Source organism: Sanguibacter suaedae, from assembly GCF_016342785.1.
Lineage (GTDB): Bacteria > Actinomycetota > Actinomycetes > Actinomycetales > Cellulomonadaceae > Sanguibacter > Sanguibacter suaedae.
In genome coordinates, this window is sequence record NZ_JAEINH010000013.1 from 21,383 (window position 1) to 41,618 (window position 20,236).

The window sequence follows — 20,236 nt, forward strand, 5'->3', positions numbered from 1 at the left end:
GACATTCGAAAAGCTCTTGTGTGCACGAGTTAGTAGTCGGCGGAGCGCAGGATTTGCCTAGCCCACCGCCGTCCCGTATCTGGTCATGCTCGTTGGAGAGTGCGACGATCGGCGCGGAACAAATTCGGAGGCTCCGGCATAATGCCGGAGCCTCCGCTTGTTCGCAGCCTCAAGGAAGGGGGTGTGCTGCCATTACACCAGCGCCGTAAGCCCACATGGATTCCATCGCGTACTGCCAGAACTTGCGTCCGGACCACTGTGACCGCCAAGCGGTCACCTTGTCATGCAACTTCTTCAGCATGTTTGCCTTCATGATGAACCTCCTGTCCTCATCGCCGTCGTCATCTTCGCTATCGGTCATTGACCAGTCACTCAGTAGGCGAACGACGCCGAGAAGCAGCAGTGCCACCACAACCTCTAGGACGCCCCAGGCCTGAACTGGGTCTTCCCCCAGCTTTCAGGCTACGAACGAAGACATCATAGCCGCCTGAATGTTCCGCAAGGGTAGGTGCTCGTTCGTGTCCCGAAATCCGGCGCACAAATTTGGACGGCTGAGACCGGTCTCGGCCTTTCGCTTCGTCGCGAACCGGCCGCTGGTCTGCGACCTGCCCCTTACGATCGGATGACGCGATCCGTGGCCCGACGCACCCAGATCAACCGCCGGTGGAATCCACATCCCTCGTCGCGCTGGCACAGGACTCCAGGACGCGACGAGGGATGCGGGGCGGCCATGCTCACCGCACCGGCTCCTCCGCGTGAGCCAGCTGGGCGGCGTCGGCGATCTCGCCGACGAGGCGTTCGACGACGTCCTCGAGCATCGCTGCTCCCACCACGTCGTCGCCGTCGGTGACGAGGGCCACGTGGTTGCCGTGGAGCTGCATGGTGGCGAGCGCAGTGTCGAGGGCGTCCTCGGCGTCGACGCACACGAGCGGCCTGATGAGGCGCTCGGGGACCTCGGCGTGCGGCGGGTCGTCGTGCGCCAGGAGGTCCTTGAGGTGCACGTACCCCGCGAACCCGCCCCCGTGGTCCTTCACCGGGAAGCGGGAGAACCCGGTGCGCACGCACGCCGCCTCCGCGTCCGCGTACGTGGCCCCGAACTGCAGCGACACGACGTCGTCCACCGGGACCATCACCGAACGCACCACCTCGTCGCTCATGGTCAGAGCACCCGTGAGCAGCGTGTGCTCGTCCTCGTCGAGGAGGCCCTCCTGGCGGGACTCCGCGATGAAGCCCGCCACCTCGTCCGCGGTGAACGTCGACGACACCTCGTCCTTGGGATCCACCTTGAGGGCCCGGAGGATGTGGTTGGCGATCCAGTTGATGGTGACGATGAGCGGCTTGAGCACCTGCACGATGATGTACAGAGGCGGGCCGAGGAGGAGAGCCGAGCGTTCCGGCCCCGCGATCGCGATGTTCTTCGGCACCATCTCGCCCAACGTCATGTGCAGGAACACCACGAACGTCAGGGCGATGACCAGGGCGATCGGGTGGAGCAGCGACTCCGGCACCCCGGCCGCACCGAGGGGCACCTCGATGAGGTGCGCCACCGCAGGCTCCGCCACCGCACCGAGCCCCAGGGAGCACATGGTGATGCCCAGCTGGGCACCGGCCATCATGAGCGACACGTTGTCGATGGCGCGCAGCGCGAGCCGCGCTCCCGGGGCGCGGCTCGCGGCGCGGGGCTCGATCTGGGTGCGGCGCGCCGAGATGAGCGCGAACTCCGCACCGACGAAGAAGGCGTTGCCGAGGAGGAGAGCGACACCGACCAGCAGTCCGAGCGTGGTGCTCACGAGGAGCTCCCTTCCGTGGTGTCGAGGCGTCGCATGCGCAGCTGGGCGGTGCGGTGGCCGTCCGTGCGGGTCACGGTGAGCCGCACGAGCGCCGGGGTGGGCAGCCCGTCCTCGTCAGGGTTCGTGGTGTCCCACGCGTCGACGTCCACGGTGTCACCCCGCTCGGGGAACCGCTCGAGGCGTTCCGTGACGAGCCCGCCGAGCGTCGCGGCGTCCTCCGCCTCCGGCAGCTCGAGACCGGTCGCCTCACCGACCTCGTCCGGGCGCATCAGGCCCGGGAGCGACCACGCACCGTCGGGCAACCGGCGTGGCTTGGCGCTCGGGCGGTCCTGCTCGTCGTCGATCTCGCCGACGATCTCCTCGACGAGGTCCTCGAGCGACACGATGCCGTCGGTGCCGCCGTACTCGTCGACGACCACCGCGAGCTGCAGGCCGCTGCGCAGCTCCTGCAGCACGGCGTCCAGGGGCATCGCGGAGGGGACGGCACGCACCTCGTGCATGATCTCGTCGACGGTGCGGCCCTCGCGTTCGGCGACCGGGACGGTGAGGGCGTCCTTGAAGTGGACGACCCCGACGACGTCGTCCACGGACTCGCCCTCCACGGGGAAGCGCGCGTGCCCGGTGGATGCCGTGAGCCGCAGCACCTCCGCGACCGACGCGTCGGACGGCAGGAACCGCACCCGGGTGCGGGGCGTCATGACGTCCTCCGCGGTGCGCTCCGTGAACTCCACGGCGTGGGCGAGACGCACGGCGAGCGCCGAGTCGAGCAGGCCCTCCGTCGCGGAGCGCGTGGCGAGAGCCCCGAGCTCCTGGGCGGACCGGGCCGACGCGAGCTCCTCGCGGGGCTCGATGCCCAGGGCGCGCACGAGGACGTTCGACGAGCCGTTGAGGAAGCTGATGAGGGGCTTCGTGGCGGCGGTGAAGCCGCGCTGGGCCCCGGCGACGGCGCGTGAGACGCGCAACGGCTCGGAGATGGCCCAGTTCTTGGGGACGAGCTCCCCGAAGACCATCTGGGTCATCGTCGCGATGAGGAACGCGGCTGTGAGGGAGACTCCGACGGCGGTGGCCTCGGGGAGACCGGTGGCCTTGATCGGCCCCCCGAGGAGGGCCGCGATGGACGGCTCGGCGATCATGCCGACGACGAGGCTGGTGACGGTGATCCCGAGCTGCGCGCCGGAGAGCTGGGTCGACAGGGTGCGCAGGGCCTTCTGCACGGAGACCGCGCGCTTGTCGCCGGCCTCTGCGTCACGGGCCACACGGGGCCGGTCGACGGTGACGAGGGCGAACTCGGCTGCGACGAACAGGGCGTTCGCGCCGATGAGGAGGACCACGAGGAGCAGGAGGAGCCACTCGGTCGTCACGCGGTCACCTCCGGGAGAGGTGCTGCGGGAGCGGGCTCGGCCCCGAGGGTCTGGGGGGCGGTGAAGGAGTCGGGGACGGCACGGTGGCCGTCGGGTCTATGACAATCATCGTCCATGGTGGGTGCAACGCACGGGCGGTCGCAACAGTTCCCGTTCGAGAGCGCAGGTCAACGGTGTGTGCGCACGACGCGCTCCCGGGCGGGGCGTGAGGGGCCCGTCCTGGGCGGTGCAGGCCACCGGGTGATCTCCGCCGCGCGGCGCAGATCACACAGTTGAGGATTTACATACCCCCGGTCACTAGCCGATCTAGCAATCACACGAGGCGCATCGTGCGCCGACGGCATCCGAGGAGACCCCATGCGTCGCAGCACGACCCGAGCGAGAGCCGACCAGGTCCAGGTCGATGAGGCGCGAGCAGACGTCGAGGCGGTGACCGCCGTCGTCGCCGAGATCGCCGCCGCGAAGACCGGTCAGGACGCCCTGCGACGCACACTCGAGGTCATCCGTGAGAGCTTCGGGTGGGCGTACGGCTCCTACTGGCGCATCCCCGACGGCGACTCCGTCCTGCGGTTCGTGCAGGACTCCGGCACGGTCAACGACGAGTTCCAGAAGGTGACGCTCTCCGCCTCCTTCGCGGAGGGCGTCGGCCTCTCCGGGCGGGCGTGGCGCGCCCGCGACCTCGTCTTCGTCCCCGACCTCGGCGAGGTCCGCGACTGCGTCCGTGCCCCTGCCGCGCGACGCGCCGGGGTCCGCAGCGGCGTGTGCTTCCCCGTCATCGAGTCGGGCCGCGTCACCGGCACCATGGACTTCTTCGCTCTCGAGACCATCGACCCGTCCCCGCAGCGCCTCGACGCGCTCCGCTGCATCGGCACCCTCGTCTCCCAGGCGATGGAGCGCCTCACCGTCGCCGAGCGCCAGGCCGAGGCCGCCGAGGACATGGCCGCCGTGAACTCCGTGCTGCGCGGCGTGGTGACCGCGCACAGCCGCGAGGAGGCCCTCGCCGAGGCCCTCGTGACCATCCGCACCGGCTTCGGATGGGCCTACGGCTCGTACTGGGCCGTCGACCCGAGCGACAACGCCCTGCACTTCCGCCAGGAGTCGGGCAGCGCCGGGGAGGAGTTCCGCGAGGTCACGCGCGCCGCCACGTTCGTCGAGGGCGTCGGCCTCTCCGGCCGCGCCTGGAGCACCCGCGACCTCGTCTTCGCCCCCGACCTCGCGGAGGTCACCGACTGCGTCCGCGCCCCCGCCGCCGGCCGCGCAGGCGTCCGCTCCGGTGTGTGCCTGCCCATCGTCGTGGGCGGCCGCGTCGTGGGCACCATGGACTTCTTCGCCACCACCCGCCTCACCCTCACCGAAGGCCGACGCGACGCGCTGCGCAACACCGCGGTCCTCCTCGGCCAGGCCATGGAGCGCTTCGAGAGCGCCGACCGCCTCCGGACCGCAGGTGACGAGCTCGTCGCGTCCATCGGCGAGGTCGAGCGCAACGTCCTCGCCGCCACAGGTGTGGCCACCGACGGACAGCGCCTCGCCGACGAGGCGCAGGTGGCCGTCACCGGCCTCGGCGAGTCGAGCGCCGAGATCGGTGAGGTCGTCAAGGTCATCCAGCGCATCGCCGGCCAGACGAACCTCCTCGCCCTCAACGCCACCATCGAGGCCGCCCGCGCCGGCGAGTCCGGTCGCGGCTTCGCGGTCGTCGCCAAGGAGGTCAAGGACCTCGCCAGCGAGACCGCCCGCGCCACCACCGAGGTCGACCAGAAGGTCCGCGGGATCCAGGACCAGGTGGAGCGCGTCGTCGGTGCGCTCGCCGAGATCCGCGGCGTCGTCGAGCAGATCAACGAGACGCAGGGCGTCATCGGTGGCGTCCTCACCGAGCAGGCAGCGGTCACCCGCGCCATCCTCCAGTGACGGCCGCCGGACCGGCCGCCCCTCCCGCCGGACGGTCGGTCCCTGCCCGGCGGCGCCCGGGCCGCTAGGGTTCGAGGAGGCCCACCGGCCTGTCCGTGCACACGTCCGGCCCAGCGCCGGTGAGAGGTTGCCCCAGGATGCCGTCACAGCCCGCGATCGACGCCCTCACGCCCGACGAGCTCGCCGCCGAGCACGAACGCCTGTCCGCGACGTACGCGGAGCTCGTCGCGAAGGGCCTCTCGCTCGACCTCACGCGCGGCAAGCCCGCCCCCGAGCAGCTCGACCTCTCGAACGCCCTCCTCGCCCTGCCGGGCGACTCATACCGTGACGGCACCGGCCTCGACACCCGCAACTACGGCGGGCTCGCCGGGCTGCCGGAGCTGCGGGCCATCTTCGCGGAGCTCCTCAACGTCCCGGTGGACAACCTCCTCGCCGGCAACAACGCGAGCCTCGAGATCATGCACGACCTCGTCGTCCTCGGGCTCCTCCACGGCACCCCGGACTCCGAGCGGCCCTGGTCCCAGGAGCCCGCCGTGAAGTTCCTCGCCCCGAGCCCCGGTTACGACCGCCACTTCGCGATCAGCGAGTCGTTCGGCATCGAGACCGTCCCCGTCCCGCTCCACCACGACGGGCCCGACATGGACGTCGTCCGCGCGCTCGTCGCCGACGACCCCGCCGTCAAGGGCATGTGGACGGTCCCCACGTACTCCAACCCCACGGGCGCCGTGTACTCCGAGGACGTCACCCGCGCGCTCATGTCCATGCCCGCCGCGGCCCCGGACTTCCGCGTCGTGTGGGACAACGCCTACGCCGTGCACAGCCTCGTCGAGGACTGCGCGCCCGCGCACGACGTCCTCGGGATCGCCGCCGAGGCCGGCAACCCCAACCGGCCCCTCGTCCTCGCGTCCACGTCGAAGATCACCTTCGCCGGAGCCGGCGTGAGCTTCTTCGGCGCGTCCGCCCAGAACATCGCCTGGTACCAGGAGCACCACGGCAAGAAGAGCATCGGCCCCGACAAGGTGAACCAGCTGCGCCACCTGCGCTTCTTCGGGGACGCCGACGGCGTCCGCGCCCACATGGCCCGGCACCGCGAGATCCTCGCCCCCAAGTTCGCCCGCGTCCTGGAGATCCTCGACGACCGCCTCGGCGGCGCCGGGGTCGCGAGGTGGACCGAGCCCGAGGGCGGGTACTTCGTGAGCCTCGACGTGGTGCCCGGCACCGCCCGACGCGTCGTCCGGCTCGCCAAGGAGGCCGGGATCTCTCTCACGGCCGCCGGGTCCGCGTTCCCCTCGGGCACGGACCCGCAGGACACGAACATCCGCCTGGCACCGAGCTTCCCGTCGCTCGACGACGTCGCCACCTCCATGGACGGCGTCGCGACGTGCGTGCTCCTCGCCGCCGTGGAGGCCCGGCTCGGCCGCTGACGACGGGACGTCGGCGGAGCACGCTACGCCTCCCCAGCCCCAGCCCCAGCCCCGGGCGCGGGGAGGAGCTCGAGGTCGACCCCGGCGGTCGGCCGCCCGTTCACCTGCAGCCCGATCGTGTGCGTGCCGGGATGGTAGCGGCGCGTCGTGATGACCTTGAAGGAGTGCGTTCGGTCGAGGTGCACGGTCTGTCCGGGTGCGAGCTCCCGGGTGGTGAGCTTGAAGACCTTCGGTGACCGTGACCCGTCGGCCCGGAGGTGGTGGACCACGTAGTCGAGGACCACACGGGTGGTCGCGGGCCCGTCGTTGCGGAGCGTGACCGTGAGGCCCAGCGACTCCCCGACCTGCACCTGCGCGGCGCCGAGCGCGAGCTCGGCGCTGACGTGCGGTGCAGGGGCGAAACCGAGGAGGGCGAGCGCGTCCGGGTGGCCGCGCTTCACGAGGGTGCGCAGCGCGTGGCGCACGAGGGCCGGCGTGGTCGGCGCGGGATCGGCGAGCCACCGGCGCGCCGTGGCGACCGTGACGTCGGGGTCCGCCCGGCTCAGGTCGTTGAGGTGGTTGGCGACGGAGCGCCGCACGTACTCGCTCTCGTCGCGGTACAGGGCGTCGAGGATCGGGAGGGTGACCGTCGCGTCCGTCGCGAGGCCGGGCACCTTGGTCCCCCACGGCAGGTGGCGTCGTGTGCCTTCGCTCGCGAGGCGCCGCACGTGCTCGTCGCCGTCGTCCGCCCAGCGCCGGGCGGCGGCGAGGGACCGGGAAAGGTCGTGCGCGAGGAGCGGGCGGACCGCGAACTCCGCGGTGAGCCGTCCCGTGAGGGCGGCCTGGAGGTCGAGGGCGGTGTCGAGCGCCGAGTCCGTGCCGTCGGCGATCGCCCTCGCGGACACGGACTCCGTCACCGGCCAGACCATCCAGCCGGTGAGGCGGTCGTCCGTGAGGCAGCGGCGCAGCAGCGCGCCGAGGTCGTCGACGGTCCCCGGGACGTCGGCCAGCAGCGCGTCCTTGACGAGATGGGCGCGGTCCCGCAGGGCGAGGGACGCGAGCGGCCCGGTCGTCGCCCGGACGTGCTCGAACCGGGTGCCCGGCGACGCGGCCTCCAGGACCTCCACCAGCCCGTGGACGGCCTCGACCCCCAGCAGCTCGTCAGCGAACGGCATGGCGTCCCCCTCAGCACTCGACGATGTTCACGGCGAGCCCGCCGAGCGACGTCTCCTTGTACTTGGAGTGCATGTCCTCGCCGGTCTGACGCATGGTCTCGATGACCGCGTCGAGGCTCACCGTGTGCCGGCCGTCGCCGCGCAGCGCCATGCGGGCCGCGTTGATGGCCTTCACGGCGCCGATGGCGTTGCGCTCGATGCAGGGGATCTGCACGAGCCCGCCGATGGGGTCGCACGTGAGCCCCAGGTTGTGCTCCATCGCGATCTCCGCGGCGTTCTCCACCTGCTCCGGGGTGCCCCCGAGGACCTCGGCGAGCCCGGCGGCGGCCATGGCGCACGCGGAACCCACCTCGCCCTGGCAGCCCACCTCGGCACCAGCGATGGACGCGTTGGTCTTCACGAGGATCCCGATGGCCGCCGCGGCGAGGAGGAACCGCACCGTGCCGGCGTCGTCGGCCCCGGGCACGAAGGTCCGGTAGTAGCGCAGCACCGCCGGCACGATGCCGGCCGCCCCGTTGGTCGGCGCCGTGACGACGCGGTGCCCGGAGGCGTTCTCCTCGTTCACCGCGAGAGCGTAGAGGTTCACCCAGTCCATGGCGCGCAGGGGATCGTCGTTGGCGCCCTCGCCGAGGAGCGCCTCGTGGAGGACGTGGGCGCGGCGGGGCACGCGCAGCGAGCCGGGGAGGGTGCCCGTCGCGGCGCACCCGGCGTCGATGCACTCGTCCATGGCGGCCCAGATGCGCAGGAGCTCGGTCTCGACCTCGGTCTCGGTGCGGGTGGCGCACTCGTTGGCGAGCATGACGCCCGCGATGCTCCGGCCCGACTCGGAGCACCGGTCCAGGAGGTCGTCCGCGCACGCGAAGGCGTGCGGGCGCTGGTGCGGGTCGTCGTCGGTCTCGTCGGTGGGGGGCGCCGCGGGGGCATCGCCCTCGGGGTCGGGCACGACGAACCCGCCGCCGACGGAGAAGTACGTGCGCGACAGGACCGGCTCCGCGTCCTCCTCCGCACCGGTCTCGTCGCCCCACGCGGTGAGCCGCAGGCCGTTGGGGTGGAAGTCGAGGACGTCACGGGGACGGAACACGACGTCGCGGGCGAGGTCGAGCGCGACGCGCCGCCCGCCGAGGAGGTCGAGCGTGCCGCTCCCGGCGACCTCGTCGAGGGCTCCCTCGACCACGTCCGAGGCGACGGTCTCGGGCTCGTGCCCGGCGAGGCCGAGGAGGACGGCACGGTCCGTACCGTGGCCGCGACCGGTCGCCCCGAGCGACCCGAAGAGGTCGGCCCGCAGGCGGGCGACGTCCCTGCCCGTCGCGGCGAGCTCCTCGGCGAACGTGCGGGCGGCGCGCATCGGGCCCACGGTGTGGGAGCTCGACGGGCCGATGCCGATGCGGAACATGTCGAAGACGCTCAGGGGCGCCGACGCCACCGGGGTCCCGGCGCGGGCGGACGCTCTGGTGCTCATGCGGACTCCTCGGGGCGACCGTGGGTGGTGGCCGCGGGCTGGGTGGTGGCGCGGGTGTGCGCACGACCCTCCAGTGTCCCACGGGAGGCCCGTCAGGTCGCGGTGTGGTCCTCGACGGACGGCCCGAAACCGGGATTGGGGCGGCCGAGCAGGTACCCCTGGGCCATGTCGCACCCGGCGGCACGGAGCATGGCGAGCTGCTCGGGCTCCTCGACGCCCTCGGCGACCACCTCGATGTCGAGCTCGCGGGCGAGCGCGAGGACGCCACGGACCAGGGACAGGGACCCGTCGGAGCTCATGGCGCTGACGAACGTCCGGTCGATCTTGATCTGGTCGACCGGCAGCGACTGCAGCCACGCGAGCGTGGAGAACCCGGTGCCGAAGTCGTCGAGGGAGATGCGGACACCGAGCCTGCGGAGCTCGACGAGGCGCGCCACGACGCCGGGGACGTCGCTGAGGGACCTGCTCTCGACGAGCTCGAGGTGGAGCTGCTCGGCATCGAGGAAGTTGGAGCTCAGCGCCCTGCGGACGGCGGGCACGAGGCGGTCGTCGACGAGGGTCGCGGGTGCGAGGTTCACGGCGACACGCAACGGCGGCACGCCTCCGGCCTTCTGGGGCGGGGGCATCCACCCGGCGAGCGCGCGGCACGCGTTCTCCAGGGCCCACAGGTCCAGGTCGACGATGCGCCCGGTCTCCTCGGCGAGGGGCAGGAAGGACCCGGGTGCGAGGAGCCCCAGCCGTGGGTGCTCCCACCGCAGGAGCGCCTCGGCGCCGACGACGGTTCCGCCCTCGGGTCCGGTGAGGTCCACGACGGGCTGGAAGTGCAGGCGCAGCTGCCCGTCGCTCAGGGCGCGGGAGAGCTCGTTCTCGAAGGACGGGGGCACGAGGCACGTGTCGACGGTGCCGGCGAGGGCCACCTGGTCACGGCCGCGGAGCTTCGCCTCGTACATCGCGGAGTCGGCCGCCCCGAGGAGCTTGTCCGACCGCCCGCCGGGGCCGTGGTGCACAGCGACCCCGATGCTCGACGTGATGCGGACCTCGCGGCCGTCGATGCGCAGCGGCTGGTCGAGGCACCCGACGAGACGCCGGGCCACGGACGCGGCGTGCTGCTCGTCGGTGACGTCGGTGAGGAGCACGGCGAACTCGTCGCCGCTGAGGCGCGCGACGGTGTCACCGTCACGGAGCTGGCCGCGCAGCCGCACGGCCACCTGCCGGAGCATCTCGTCGCCGGCGGCGTGCCCGAGGCGGTCGTTGACCTGCTTGAAACGGTCGAGGTCGCAGAAGAGCACGGCGGTGCTGCGGTCCTCCTCGGCGGTGCGGAGCTCGGTGTCGAGGCGCCGGGCGAAGAGCACCCGGTTGGGCAACGACGTGAGGGAGTCGTGGAGCGACTGGTGCTCGACGGTGGCGACGAGGCGGCTGTTCTGGAGGGCCGTCGCTGTCTGGTCGGCCACACCGGTGAGCCGCACGAGGGCCTCGCGCTGGGCCTCCTCGGGGAGCGGCGCGGCCCAGCCGACGGACACGACCCCGAGGAGGGCGTCCCCGGCGAGGAGCGGAACGACGATCATCGCGCCGGTCCCGACGAGCTGGAGCAGGGCGGCGAGCTCCGGGCTGGCGCCGGCGACGTCGACGACGGCGGGCAGGCGGTGGGTGAGCATCGCCACGAGCTCGGGTGTGGCGTCGGCGCGCAGCCGGCGACCCTGGAGGGCACGCGTCTGGGCGTCGTCGTGCCCGGCGGTCGCGACCACCCGGAGCTCGCCGTCGTCCTCGTCCCACAGGAGCACCGCGGAGGTCCGTCCGCCGACGGTGCCGGGCAGCACCTGGGCGGCGACCTGGGCGACGGCGAGGTCCCCGCGGGCGCTGGTGAGGTCGTTGGCGAAGGTGAGCAGCGCGGTGGCGCGGGCGGCCTCGCGGCGGCTGGTCTCGAGGGCGGTGACGAGGTCGAGGGCGGCCGCGGCGTGCCGGGCGTAGGCCTCGAGGAGGGAGCGGTCCGCGTCCGAGAAGGGGAGGTCGGGGCGGCGGACCGCCAGGAGACGCCCGTAGGTGCGCCGGGTGGATGCGACGTCGAAGACCACCGCCCGCGTACCGGGAGGGGAGGTCAGGGTGTCCGTGGCGGCGAGCTCGAGGGCCTCGTCCACCGTGACGGACCTCGACCTGACGGGTGAGCCGGGGCCGTCGAGGACGAGGACGTACGCGGCGTGGACGAGGGACGTGGCACGGTCCACGATGCGTTCGTGAAGGTCGACGACGTGCTCGCTGCGCACCAGGTCGGACGCGGCGGACTGGAGGTCCTGCAGCTGACCGCGCAGCGCCTCGGTCTCGAGGCGCGCGACGGCGTGGGTCGTCCTGCGCAGGTGCCGGAGCTTGCGGCGCGCCCACGTGAAGCGGTACACGCAGGCGGGGTGACCGTCGGCCTGGCACTCGTCGTGCTCGACGTCGGCGAGGGGGAGGCCGAACCCGACGGGGAACGACGCGAGGAAGCCCTGGGTGAGGAGGCAGTCGAGGCGTGACGGCTCGTACGGGGGGATGGTCGTGTAGCGCACGGTCGCGGACGTGCGGGTGGTGGCGAGGCTCTCCACCTGCGCGGTCGCCGAGTAGTTCTCTATGCCGCGGCCCATGAGACGGAACACGGCCCGGGGTGACGAGAAGAAGCGGACGAGGAGGCGTCCGGCGTGGTCGGCGCCGACGGTCGCGGCGGCCGTGCCGGCGGCGAACGCGGCGCGCGGGTCGCCGAGCGTCTCGGTGAGGGCCTCGAGGAGGCGCAGGCGCGTCGCGTAGCTGGTCCAGTTCGACGTCAGCGAGAGCTCGTCCGCCGTGTAGGGGACACCGGAGCGGCGCAGGACCTCCGCGACGGCCTCCTCCCCGCCCTGCGTGCGGGCATGGTGGAGGATCAGCGCTGCCGTGGCGCCTGTCGTCTCGCGTGCTTCGGTGATCATCATGGCCTCGACCACCTATCGGCCCGCGCGGTGCGGGCATGAGGGGGCGAGCGGGTGGTCCCGCGTCCGTACCGGACGGGCCGGATGCCCGGTGTCAGGGTGCGTGGAGGAGCACGGCGTCGAGGAGGCGCACGGCGGCGCCCTTGTCGAGGGGGTTGTTGCCGTTGCCGCACTTGGGGGACTGCACGCACCCGGGGCAGCCGTCGGTACAGGGGCACCGGGCGATGGCCTCACGCGTGGCGCGCAGCCACCGGGCGGCGAGGTTGTACCCGCGCTCGGCGAACCCGGCGCCGCCGGGGAAGGCGTCGTGGACGAAGACGGTGGCCCGTCCGGTGTCGACGTGCACCGCGGTGGAGACCCCACCGAGGTCCCACCGGTCGCACGTGGCGAGCAGGGGCAGGAGGCCGATGGACGCGTGCTCCGCGGCGTGGAGGGCACCGGGAGCTGCGTCGGGGTCGACGCCGGCAGCCTCGAGGAGCTCGGCGGACACGGTCCACCAGGCGGCGGTGGTGCGGAGGGTGCGCACGGGCAGGTCGAGCGTCTCCGTGCCGAGGACCTCCTGGCCGGGGACGCGTCGTCGCTGGAAGCTCACCACCTGGGTGGACACGTCGACGGTGCCCAGCCCCCACTCGACGTGGGCGCGGCCGTCCGCGGCGGGCGGGAGAGCAGCGGCCCGCGGCCCGCCGAGTGCTCGCGGCCCGGGTGCGGCACCTGCCGCCCAGGCCGTCCCCTCCGTCTCCTCGACGACCGCGATCGACGTGACCCACCGGGACCACGTCCCGTAGGCGACGTCCTGCCGGGTGACGAGCGCGACGGAGTCCGCGAGGTCGTAGCGGTCCACGACGAACGTCTCTCCCTGGTGGACGTACACGGCGCCGTCGTGGACGGACCCGTCGGCCGCACCGGCGTCGACGGTGCCGAGGAGACGCCCGGTGTCCGTCTCGACGACGGACACCGGGGTGCCGCCCTCGCCGCGGATGTTCGTGAAGCCGGCGGCGCTCTGGTGGTGCGTCCAGTACCAGCCGGACGAGCGACGCCGCAGGGTGCCGCGCTCGGTGAGCCCCTCGAGGAGGGTGCGGGCGACGTCACCACCGAGGAGGGGCAGGTCGCTGGTGCGCAGCGGCAGCTCGGCGGCGGCCGCGCAGAGGTGCCCGGCGAGGACGTACGGGTTGGTGGGGTCGAAGACGGTGGCCTCGACCGGGGTGCGGAAGATCGCGTCCGGGTTGTGCACGAGGTAGGTGTCGAGGGGGTCCTCGCGGGCGACGAGCACCACGAGGCCGTCGGCGCCCGCCCGCCCGGCGCGGCCGGCCTGCTGCCACAGGGACACGCGGGTCCCGGGCCAGCCGATGATCATCACCGCGTCGAGCCCGGAGATGTCCACCCCGAGCTCGAGGGCGTTGGTCGTGGCGAGCGAGAGGATCTCGCCGCTGCGCACCGCGGCCTCGAGGGCGCGCCGCTCCTCGGGCAGGTACCCGCCCCGGTACGCGGCGACCCGTCCGGGCAGAGACGGGTCGACGGCGCGGACGTGGTCCTGGGTGGTGACCGCGACGGACTCCGCCCCGCGCCGGGACCGCGTGAACGCGAGGGTGCGAGCACCGTGGGCTGTGAGATCGGCGAGGAGGTCCGCGGCCTCCGCGGTGGCCGAGCGGCGAGGCCGCGGCCCGGCGACGTCGACGGCGTCGACCACGTCCGCGTCGTCTCCGTCGTCTCCGTCGCCGGGACCGGCGGCGCCCCTGCCGCCCGGGACGGCCGGCAGCTCGGGAGGTTCCCACAGGGCGAAGGTCCGCCGGCCGGCGGGGCTCGCGTCGTCCGTCACGGCGACGACGTCAGCGGCGTCCGCCCCGACGAGGCGGGCGACGCTCTGCGCGGGGTCGGCCGTCGTCGCCGACGCCACGACGAACGTCGGCCCGTCGCCCTGGCCGTAGTGGGCCGCCAGGCGCCGCAGGCGGCGCAGCACGAGGGCGACGTGCGCCCCGAACACGCCTCGGAAGGCGTGCCCCTCGTCGACCACCACGTAGCGCAGGGACCGCAGGAACCTGCCCCACCGGGCGTGCTGGGGGAGCATCGAGAAGTGCAGGTAGTCGGGGTTGGTGAGGACCACGTCGGCCCGTTCCTGGATCCACCGCCGCGCCTCGAAGGGGGTGTCGCCGTCGCAGGTGTCCACCTGGACGTCGCGGACGCCCGACGCGCGGAGCAGGCGCGTCACGGACGCGAGCTGGTCGGCGGCGAGGGCCTTCGTGGGGCTGAGGTACAGGACCGTACCGCGGTCGCGCGCGGACTCGATGCGCCCGGGGTCGAAGGTCTCCGCCGCCCGGTCACCGCGCACCGCCGTGAGCGCCGGCAGCCAGAACGCGAGGGACTTCCCGGAGCCGGTGGACGTCGCGACCGCCGTGTGGTGGCCGTCCCATGCCGCCTGCGCCGCCTCGACCTGGTGGAGCCACGGCTGTTCGACACCGAGCGACCGGTACCCGGCGACGATCGACGGGTCGGCCCAGGTGGGCCACGCGCCCCGCGTCCCGGTCCGTGCGGGCAGGTGCTCGACGTGCGTGAGCCGGCCCTCGCGCCGCCCTCCGGCGAGGAGGACCGTCAGGAGTTCGTCGACACGGGCCACGGTCGTCGATTCTCCCACCGGTGCGCGAGTCCTGGGCATGACCCGGTGCGCCGGGCACATACGCTGGGCAGGTGGATGCCCCGACCAGCACCGGTCCAGCCCGGCACGTCCGCCCCCGTCGGTCCGTAGGGCCCGTGGGCCGTGCCGTGGCGCTCGTGCTCACCGGCGCCGTGGCGTTCGCGCTGGTGGGCGTCGGTGCCACGTACCTGCGTCTCCAGGGGAACATCGAGACGGGGGACGTCGAGGCGCTCCTCGGCGAGGACCGCCCGACCCGTGACCCGGACCCGGACGACGAGTTCGACGGCAAGGACCTCAACATCCTCGTCATGGGCACCGACATCCGGGACGAGGAGAATGTCGCGATCGGCGGTGCGGCCGACGGTGTGGGATCGGACACATCCTTCCTGCTGCACATCTCCGGGGACCGCTCGCGTGTCGAGGTGGTCTCCATCCCTCGTGACACGCTCCTGCCGATCCCCGAGTGCACCCACACGGACGGCTCGGTGAGCCCCTCGTACGCGTCGTCGAGCTTCAACTCCGCCTTCGCCCTCGGTGCGGGCGCGGACGAGGACCTCACGTCCGCGGCGGCGTGCTCGCGCCGCACGTTCGAGAAGGCGACCGGGGTCGTCACCGACGAGCACGTCGTCGTGAAGATGGACGGCGTCGTGAAGATCATCGACGCGCTCGGCGGCATCCCGATGTGCCTGCCCGAGCCGATGGTGTCGTCCGACGCCGGGCTGAGCATCGGCGCGGGCGACCAGGTGCTCGACGGGACCACGGCCATCGCGTTCCTCCGTGCCCGCAAGGGCAGCGGGTTCGGCCTCGACGCCGGGTCCGACCTCGCGAGGATCGAGCGTCAGCAGTACTTCATGTCGGCGGTCCTCGAGGAGGTGCAGGGCGACGCGCTCCTCGGTGACCCCGGGAGGCTGGTGGCCGTGCTCGACGAGGTGACGAAGTCGCTCGCGGTGAGCCCGGGACTGGCGAGCCTGCCGTCGCTGGCCGGGCTCGGGTACAGCCTCAGGGGGCTGCAGCCGTCCGCCCTGGTGACCGTGACCGTGCCCAACGTCACGGCGCCCACGAACCGCAACAGGGTCGTGTGGACGAGCGAGGCCGACGTCCTGTGGGAGCGGATCTCGGCGGACGAGCCGATCGTCCAGGAGCCGGAGCCCGCACCGGAGGCCCCCGGTGCGGACGGCGAGGTGCCCGCGCCGCAGGAGCCGGCGGCACCGGAGGCTCCCGTCGAGGAGCCAGCGCCTGCCACGGAGCAGCCGGCTGCCGAGACGCCGCTCTGCGGCTAGGCGGTGAAACCCGCACGCGCCGCCCGGTAGGCGGGCCTGCGCAGTCGCGCCAGCCAGCCATAGGTGGCGAGGCCGTCGGGGCAGTTCGCCACCGGGTCGAACCTCAGGGGCACGTCGTGCGGGCGCTCGAGGGCCTCGGCGACGAGGTGACCCAGGCGGTGCCACCGCCCGCCTGGACGGGCGGTGAGGAGGACGAGGTCGAGGGAGGTGACGTCCTGGGTGCGCTGCGGGCCGCGCGCCACCTGGCTCTTCCCGCGCCGCTCCGGGACGGCGGCGAGGAGCACAGGCCCGTCCTCACCCTGGAACGGCATGAGCGTCGAGTACGGGCCGGAGAGCGGTGCCCGGCGGGGGACGAGCAGGAACCGCGAGACGCGACCGAGGCCGGACGACGAGAGCAGGACGTCCTGGTGCTGTCCCTCGTGCTCCCACCGGATCGCGATCCCGTGGACGTCGGGCCACCCGTCGGGCAGCCCCGCGGAGCGTGACAGGCGTACCACGGCCTGGAGGCGACGTGGGGACCCGAGCTCGCGCGCACCGTGGACGTCGTCGGTGGCGGTGAGCTGGATGGTGGCGGGCAGCACGATCCCGTCGGGGTGCAGGGGCTTGCTGCCGCGCACGCGGGCGACCACGAGGAACACCGCACCGAGGGTCAGGCCGGTCGCGCTCGCGGCGGCAGGCACGAGCAGCCGGACGGCTCGTGCCCTGTTCATGCGTCCCCCAGCTCGTGTCGTGTCTCGCTGGGCCCAGCGTGCCAGTCCGCGGCACCGTCCGCGCGCTGGTCAGCGGGTGACTTCTGCGGTGTCCTCCTTCCCGAGGACGAACGCCTGGATGGCGACGACGGCCGCGCCGCGGGCCCACAGGGCGAGCTCGGGGCTCTGGAGCTCGATCCGGGGAACGGCGGTGTGCGGGTCGCGCTCGCTGCGCAGGCCCGCGAGGAGCGCGTCGTGCGCGACGGTCGCGAGGCGCACGCCCTCACCGCCGAGGACGATGCGCTCGGGCATGGTGAGGTTCGCGACGGCCGCGAGCATGCGGCCCAGCGCCGCCCCGGACTCGTCGACGAGCGCGCGGGCGGGCGGGTCGCCCGCGGCGGCGAGGTCGAGGAGCTGGTCGTAGGTGACGGGCCGCCCGAGGCGCTCGGCGGCGCGGGAGACGAGCGACCCGATGGTGAGCATGGAGGTGGCGCACCCGTGGTGCCCGCAGGGGCCGGGGGGGCCGGCGGGGGCGACCGGGAAGTGGGAGAGGAGGCTGTGACCGGCCTCGGGGCTGGTCACGGCCGAGTCGTGGACGACGAGCCCGTACCCGATGCCCGCACCGATGGTCACGAGCGCGAACCGGTCGCTGCCGTGCCCCTCGCCGAACCAGTGGGTGGCCTCGGTGAGCGCCACGACGTCGTTCTCCACGACGGTCCGCAGCCCGGTGGCGCGACCCAGGCGTGCGGCGAGCGGCACGTCGTCCCATCCGAGGTGGGAGGCGTGGGTGACGGTCGTCTGGTCGGCGACGTGACCGCCGAGGCTCACCCCGAGCCCGGTGACGCCGGCGCCGGGGCGCGCGTCGGCGAGCCGTGAGACGAGGCGCCGGACGAGGTCCGTGACGACGTCGACGACGGCGTCCGGGTCGGTCGCGGTGAGGGCGGTGTCCTCGGCGACGACGACGGTGGCGCGCAGGTCGGTGACGGCGCCGTAGGCGTGGTCACCGGTGAGCTTGACGCCCACGAAGTGGTGGGAGGAGGGGACGACGGCGAGGGGCCGGGTGGGCCGGCCGAGCGTCGCCTCGACGGGGGCGAGCTCGACGAGGAGGCCGGAGTCGACGAGGGGCCGGGTGAGCCGTGTGAGGCTCCCGGGGGAGAGGCCCAGGCGTCGGCTCAGCTCGCTGCGCGCGAGCGGACCGTCGAGGAGGACCTCGAGGGCCACGCGGCGCGGAGCGCCCGAGAGCGGCGTCCAGGTGGGGTGCGCGTCCATCGGGACGGAGTTTATTCCATGTGTCAACGATCTCCTCGGCCCGGTGCCACGGCCAGCCTCGGTCCTCGGCGCGGTGGGTACCGGATGTTGACACACGACTAAGTTTCGGAATAGAAATAAAGCCGTGCCCGCCGAGACGAAGGAGTCACCGTCGTGACCACGCACGCCCCGATCGTCCACCTGCGCGCCGCAGGTGTCAGCCTCGTCCTCGACGTCGAGGGCCCCCTCCTGCCGCGTGTCCTCCACTGGGGCGCCGACCTCGGCCCGGTCGACGACGCCGAGCTCCTCGCCCTGCGTGGTGCGAGCGTCCCCCAGGTGGTCGGCGGCACGCTCGACCACCCCGTCCCGCTGTCCGTCGTCCCCGAGCAGTCCGCCGGGTGGCTCGGCACCCCCGGTGTCACCGGGCACCGCCACGGTGGCGCGTTCTCCACCGCGTTCCGCGTCACCGGCACCACCCTCGGCGACGGCGACCGCCCCGGCGCCCGGCGCCTCACCGTCCACGCCACCGACACGGCTGCCGCCCTCGACCTCGCCCTCGACGTCGACCTCCTCGCGTCCGGCGTCGTCCGCACCCGCGCAGCGCTCACCAACACCGCGGCCACCGGCGCCGAGCACCCCGACTACACGCTCTCCTCCGTCGACCTCTCCCTGCCCGTCCCCACCGAGGCCGACGAGATCCTCGACTTCACCGGCCGCTGGATCCGCGAGCGCGCCGCCCAGCGCAAGCCCTTCACCTTCGGCACCCACCTGCGCGAGGTCCGCAAGGGCCGCGGGCACGACGCGACGCTCCTCGTCGCCGCCGGGCGCACCGGCTTCGGGTACCGCTCCGGCGAGGTGTGGGCCGTGCACGTCGCCTGGTCGGGGAACTCCCGCATCGTCGCCGAGAAGATCCAGGGCGGGGCGCGCCACCTCGCCGCCGGCGAGCTCCTCCTCGCCGGAGAGGTGATCCTGGCCCCGGGCGAGACGTACACGACCCCGTGGGTCCTCGGGTCCTACGGTGACGGCCTCGACGAGATGTCCGGCCGGTTCCACTCCCTGCTCCGGGCCCGCCCGCAGCACCCGAGCACCGCGAACGGTCGCGCCGAGCGTCCCGTGCACATCAACGTGTGGGAGGCCGTGTACTTCGATCACGACCTCGACAGGCTCCGGGCGCTCGCGGACGAGGCCGCCGCGATCGGCGTGGAGCGGTACGTCCTCGACGACGGCTGGTTCCGGCACCGCCGCGACGACACGGCGGGACTGGGCGACTGGTACGTCGACGAGGACGTGTGGCCGGACGGCCTGCACCCCCTCGTGGAGCACGTGGAGGGCCTGGGGATGGAGTTCGGGCTGTGGTTCGAGCCCGAGATGGTCAACCCGGACTCCGACCTGGCGCGCGCCCACCCGGAGTGGATCATGGCGACGGGGGACCGCCTGCCGCCGGAGGCCCGCAACCAGCAGGTCCTCGACCTGGGTCACCCGGGGGCGTTCGACCACGTGCTCGAGCGCATCGACGCGATCCTCAGCGAGTACCCGGTGCGGTACGTCAAGTGGGACCACAACCGCGACCTCGTCGACGCGGGCCACTCGCCGACCGGGCAGGCGGGCGTGCACCGTCAGACGGAGGCGCTCTACCGCCTGCTCGACGAGATCCGCGCCCGCCACCCGCGTGTCGAGATCGAGTCCTGCTCCGGTGGCGGTGGTCGTGCCGACCTGGGGATCCTCGACCGTACCGACCGCATCTGGGTGTCGGACTGCATCGACGCCCTCGAGCGGCAGAGCATCGAGGCCGGCACGGGCCTCCTCGTGCCGCCGGAGATGATGGGCTCCCACATCGGGTCGCCGCACTCGCACACCACGGGTCGTCGTCACGACCTGTCGTTCCGGGCCGGGACGGCGTTCTTCAGCCACCTGGGCATCGAGTGGGACCTCACGTCGGCGGGCGCCGACGACAAGGCCGAGCTGGCGCGCTGGATCGCGCTGCACAAGCGCCACCGCCCACTCCTGCACACCGGCACCGTGGTGCGGGCCGACCACCCGGAGCCCACCACGTGGGTGCACGGCGTGGTCGACGCGGACCGCACCGAGGCGATCATGGCCGTCGTGCAGCTCGCCACCGGCCCGTCCGAGGCGCCGGGCCGCGTACGCCTGCCGGGGCTCGACCCCGACCGGCGCTACCGGGTGGCGCCCCTCGACCCGGGCGGGGACATCGGGGACCGCACCGGGCACCAGCGCTTGTCGTGGTGGGACGAGGGTGTCACGCTCACGGGCCGTACCCTCGACCGTGTCGGTGTCCAGGCGCCCGTCCAGCTGCCCGAGCACCTCGTCCTGCTCCACATCACCGCCGTCTGACCAGCATGGAAG

General features: G+C 73.2%; 13 protein-coding genes. 4 read left to right on the forward strand and 9 right to left on the reverse strand.

All coding sequences use genetic code 11. The annotated features are described in order from the left end of the window. Window positions 1-169: 169 nt before the first annotated feature. From JAV76_RS13255 to JAV76_RS13265, 3 genes are all read right to left on the reverse strand, one after another. Window positions 170-409: a hypothetical protein gene (locus JAV76_RS13255; protein WP_198734550.1), complete on the reverse strand. Its 240-nt coding sequence runs from the start codon at window positions 407-409 to the stop codon at window positions 170-172. 325 nt (window positions 410-734) lie between these two features. Beyond that, window positions 735-1,790, reverse strand: a complete 1,056-nt coding sequence (locus tag JAV76_RS13260; protein ID WP_198734551.1) for a hemolysin family protein — start codon at window positions 1,788-1,790, stop codon at window positions 735-737. After that, entirely contained in the window at window positions 1,787-3,151 is a 1,365-nt protein-coding gene (locus tag JAV76_RS13265) for a hemolysin family protein (protein WP_198734552.1), read from the reverse strand. Before JAV76_RS13265 ends, JAV76_RS13260 begins: the two co-directional genes overlap by 4 nt. A gap of 357 nt (window positions 3,152-3,508) precedes the next feature. On the opposite strand from JAV76_RS13265, the gene JAV76_RS15150 reads away from it, so the two are divergent. Both JAV76_RS15150 and JAV76_RS13275 read left to right on the forward strand, forming a co-directional pair. After that, window positions 3,509-5,056, forward strand: coding sequence for a GAF domain-containing protein (locus tag JAV76_RS15150; protein ID WP_198734553.1), 1,548 nt, complete (start codon window positions 3,509-3,511; stop codon window positions 5,054-5,056). A gap of 137 nt (window positions 5,057-5,193) precedes the next feature. Further along, on the forward strand, window positions 5,194-6,480 hold the full coding sequence (locus JAV76_RS13275) for an aspartate aminotransferase type Ic (RefSeq protein ID WP_198734554.1): 1,287 nt from the start codon (window positions 5,194-5,196) through the stop codon (window positions 6,478-6,480). A gap of 23 nt (window positions 6,481-6,503) precedes the next feature. Here the strand turns inward: JAV76_RS13275 and JAV76_RS13280 are convergent, their stop codons facing one another. The 4 genes from JAV76_RS13280 to JAV76_RS13295 all read right to left on the reverse strand — a co-directional run bounded on the left by JAV76_RS13280 (window position 6,504) and on the right by JAV76_RS13295 (window position 14,676). Then, window positions 6,504-7,634 (reverse strand): DNA alkylation repair protein, encoded by a 1,131-nt coding sequence (locus JAV76_RS13280; RefSeq protein ID WP_198734555.1) that lies wholly within the window; start codon window positions 7,632-7,634, stop codon window positions 6,504-6,506. A gap of 10 nt (window positions 7,635-7,644) precedes the next feature. Next, entirely contained in the window at window positions 7,645-9,093 is a 1,449-nt protein-coding gene (locus JAV76_RS13285) for an L-serine ammonia-lyase (RefSeq protein WP_198734556.1), read from the reverse strand. 92 nt (window positions 9,094-9,185) lie between these two features. After that, a complete protein-coding gene (locus JAV76_RS13290; RefSeq protein ID WP_198734557.1) occupies window positions 9,186-12,026 on the reverse strand; it encodes a putative bifunctional diguanylate cyclase/phosphodiesterase in 2,841 nt (946 codons plus the stop codon). 94 nt (window positions 12,027-12,120) lie between these two features. Next, on the reverse strand, window positions 12,121-14,676 hold the full coding sequence (locus tag JAV76_RS13295; RefSeq protein WP_198734558.1) for a DEAD/DEAH box helicase: 2,556 nt from the start codon (window positions 14,674-14,676) through the stop codon (window positions 12,121-12,123). A gap of 32 nt (window positions 14,677-14,708) precedes the next feature. Between JAV76_RS13295 and JAV76_RS13300 the strand changes: the two genes are divergently transcribed. Then, on the forward strand, window positions 14,709-15,935 hold the full coding sequence (locus JAV76_RS13300) for an LCP family protein (protein ID WP_198734559.1): 1,227 nt from the start codon (window positions 14,709-14,711) through the stop codon (window positions 15,933-15,935). Here JAV76_RS13300 and JAV76_RS13305 read toward each other — a convergent pair. Continuing rightward, window positions 15,932-16,645: a hypothetical protein gene (locus tag JAV76_RS13305; RefSeq protein WP_198734560.1), complete on the reverse strand. Its 714-nt coding sequence runs from the start codon at window positions 16,643-16,645 to the stop codon at window positions 15,932-15,934. The two genes, JAV76_RS13300 and JAV76_RS13305, sit on opposite strands and share 4 nt — an antisense overlap. Window positions 16,646-16,714: 69 nt before the next feature. Beyond that, a complete protein-coding gene (locus JAV76_RS13310; RefSeq protein ID WP_198734561.1) occupies window positions 16,715-17,893 on the reverse strand; it encodes an ROK family transcriptional regulator in 1,179 nt (392 codons plus the stop codon). A gap of 153 nt (window positions 17,894-18,046) precedes the next feature. On the opposite strand from JAV76_RS13310, the gene JAV76_RS13315 reads away from it, so the two are divergent. Continuing rightward, window positions 18,047-20,224, forward strand: coding sequence for an alpha-galactosidase (locus JAV76_RS13315; RefSeq protein WP_198734562.1), 2,178 nt, complete (start codon window positions 18,047-18,049; stop codon window positions 20,222-20,224). The last annotated feature ends 12 nt before the right edge of the window (window positions 20,225-20,236 follow it).

Excerpts from the sequence above, each read along its gene's own strand:
- JAV76_RS15150 (WP_198734553.1), top strand. The coding sequence starts at position 3,509 with ATGCGTCGCAGCACGACCCGAGCGAGAGCCGACCAGGTCCAGGTCGAT.
- JAV76_RS13275 (WP_198734554.1), top strand. The coding sequence starts at position 5,194 with ATGCCGTCACAGCCCGCGATCGACGCCCTCACGCCCGACGAGCTCGCC.
- JAV76_RS13280 (WP_198734555.1), bottom strand. The coding sequence starts at position 7,634 with ATGCCGTTCGCTGACGAGCTGCTGGGGGTCGAGGCCGTCCACGGGCTG.
- JAV76_RS13285 (WP_198734556.1), bottom strand. The coding sequence starts at position 9,093 with ATGAGCACCAGAGCGTCCGCCCGCGCCGGGACCCCGGTGGCGTCGGCG.
- JAV76_RS13290 (WP_198734557.1), bottom strand. The coding sequence starts at position 12,026 with ATGATCACCGAAGCACGCGAGACGACAGGCGCCACGGCAGCGCTGATC.
- JAV76_RS13295 (WP_198734558.1), bottom strand. The coding sequence starts at position 14,676 with ATGCCCAGGACTCGCGCACCGGTGGGAGAATCGACGACCGTGGCCCGT.
- JAV76_RS13305 (WP_198734560.1), bottom strand. The coding sequence starts at position 16,645 with ATGAACAGGGCACGAGCCGTCCGGCTGCTCGTGCCTGCCGCCGCGAGC.
- JAV76_RS13310 (WP_198734561.1), bottom strand. The coding sequence starts at position 17,893 with ATGGACGCGCACCCCACCTGGACGCCGCTCTCGGGCGCTCCGCGCCGC.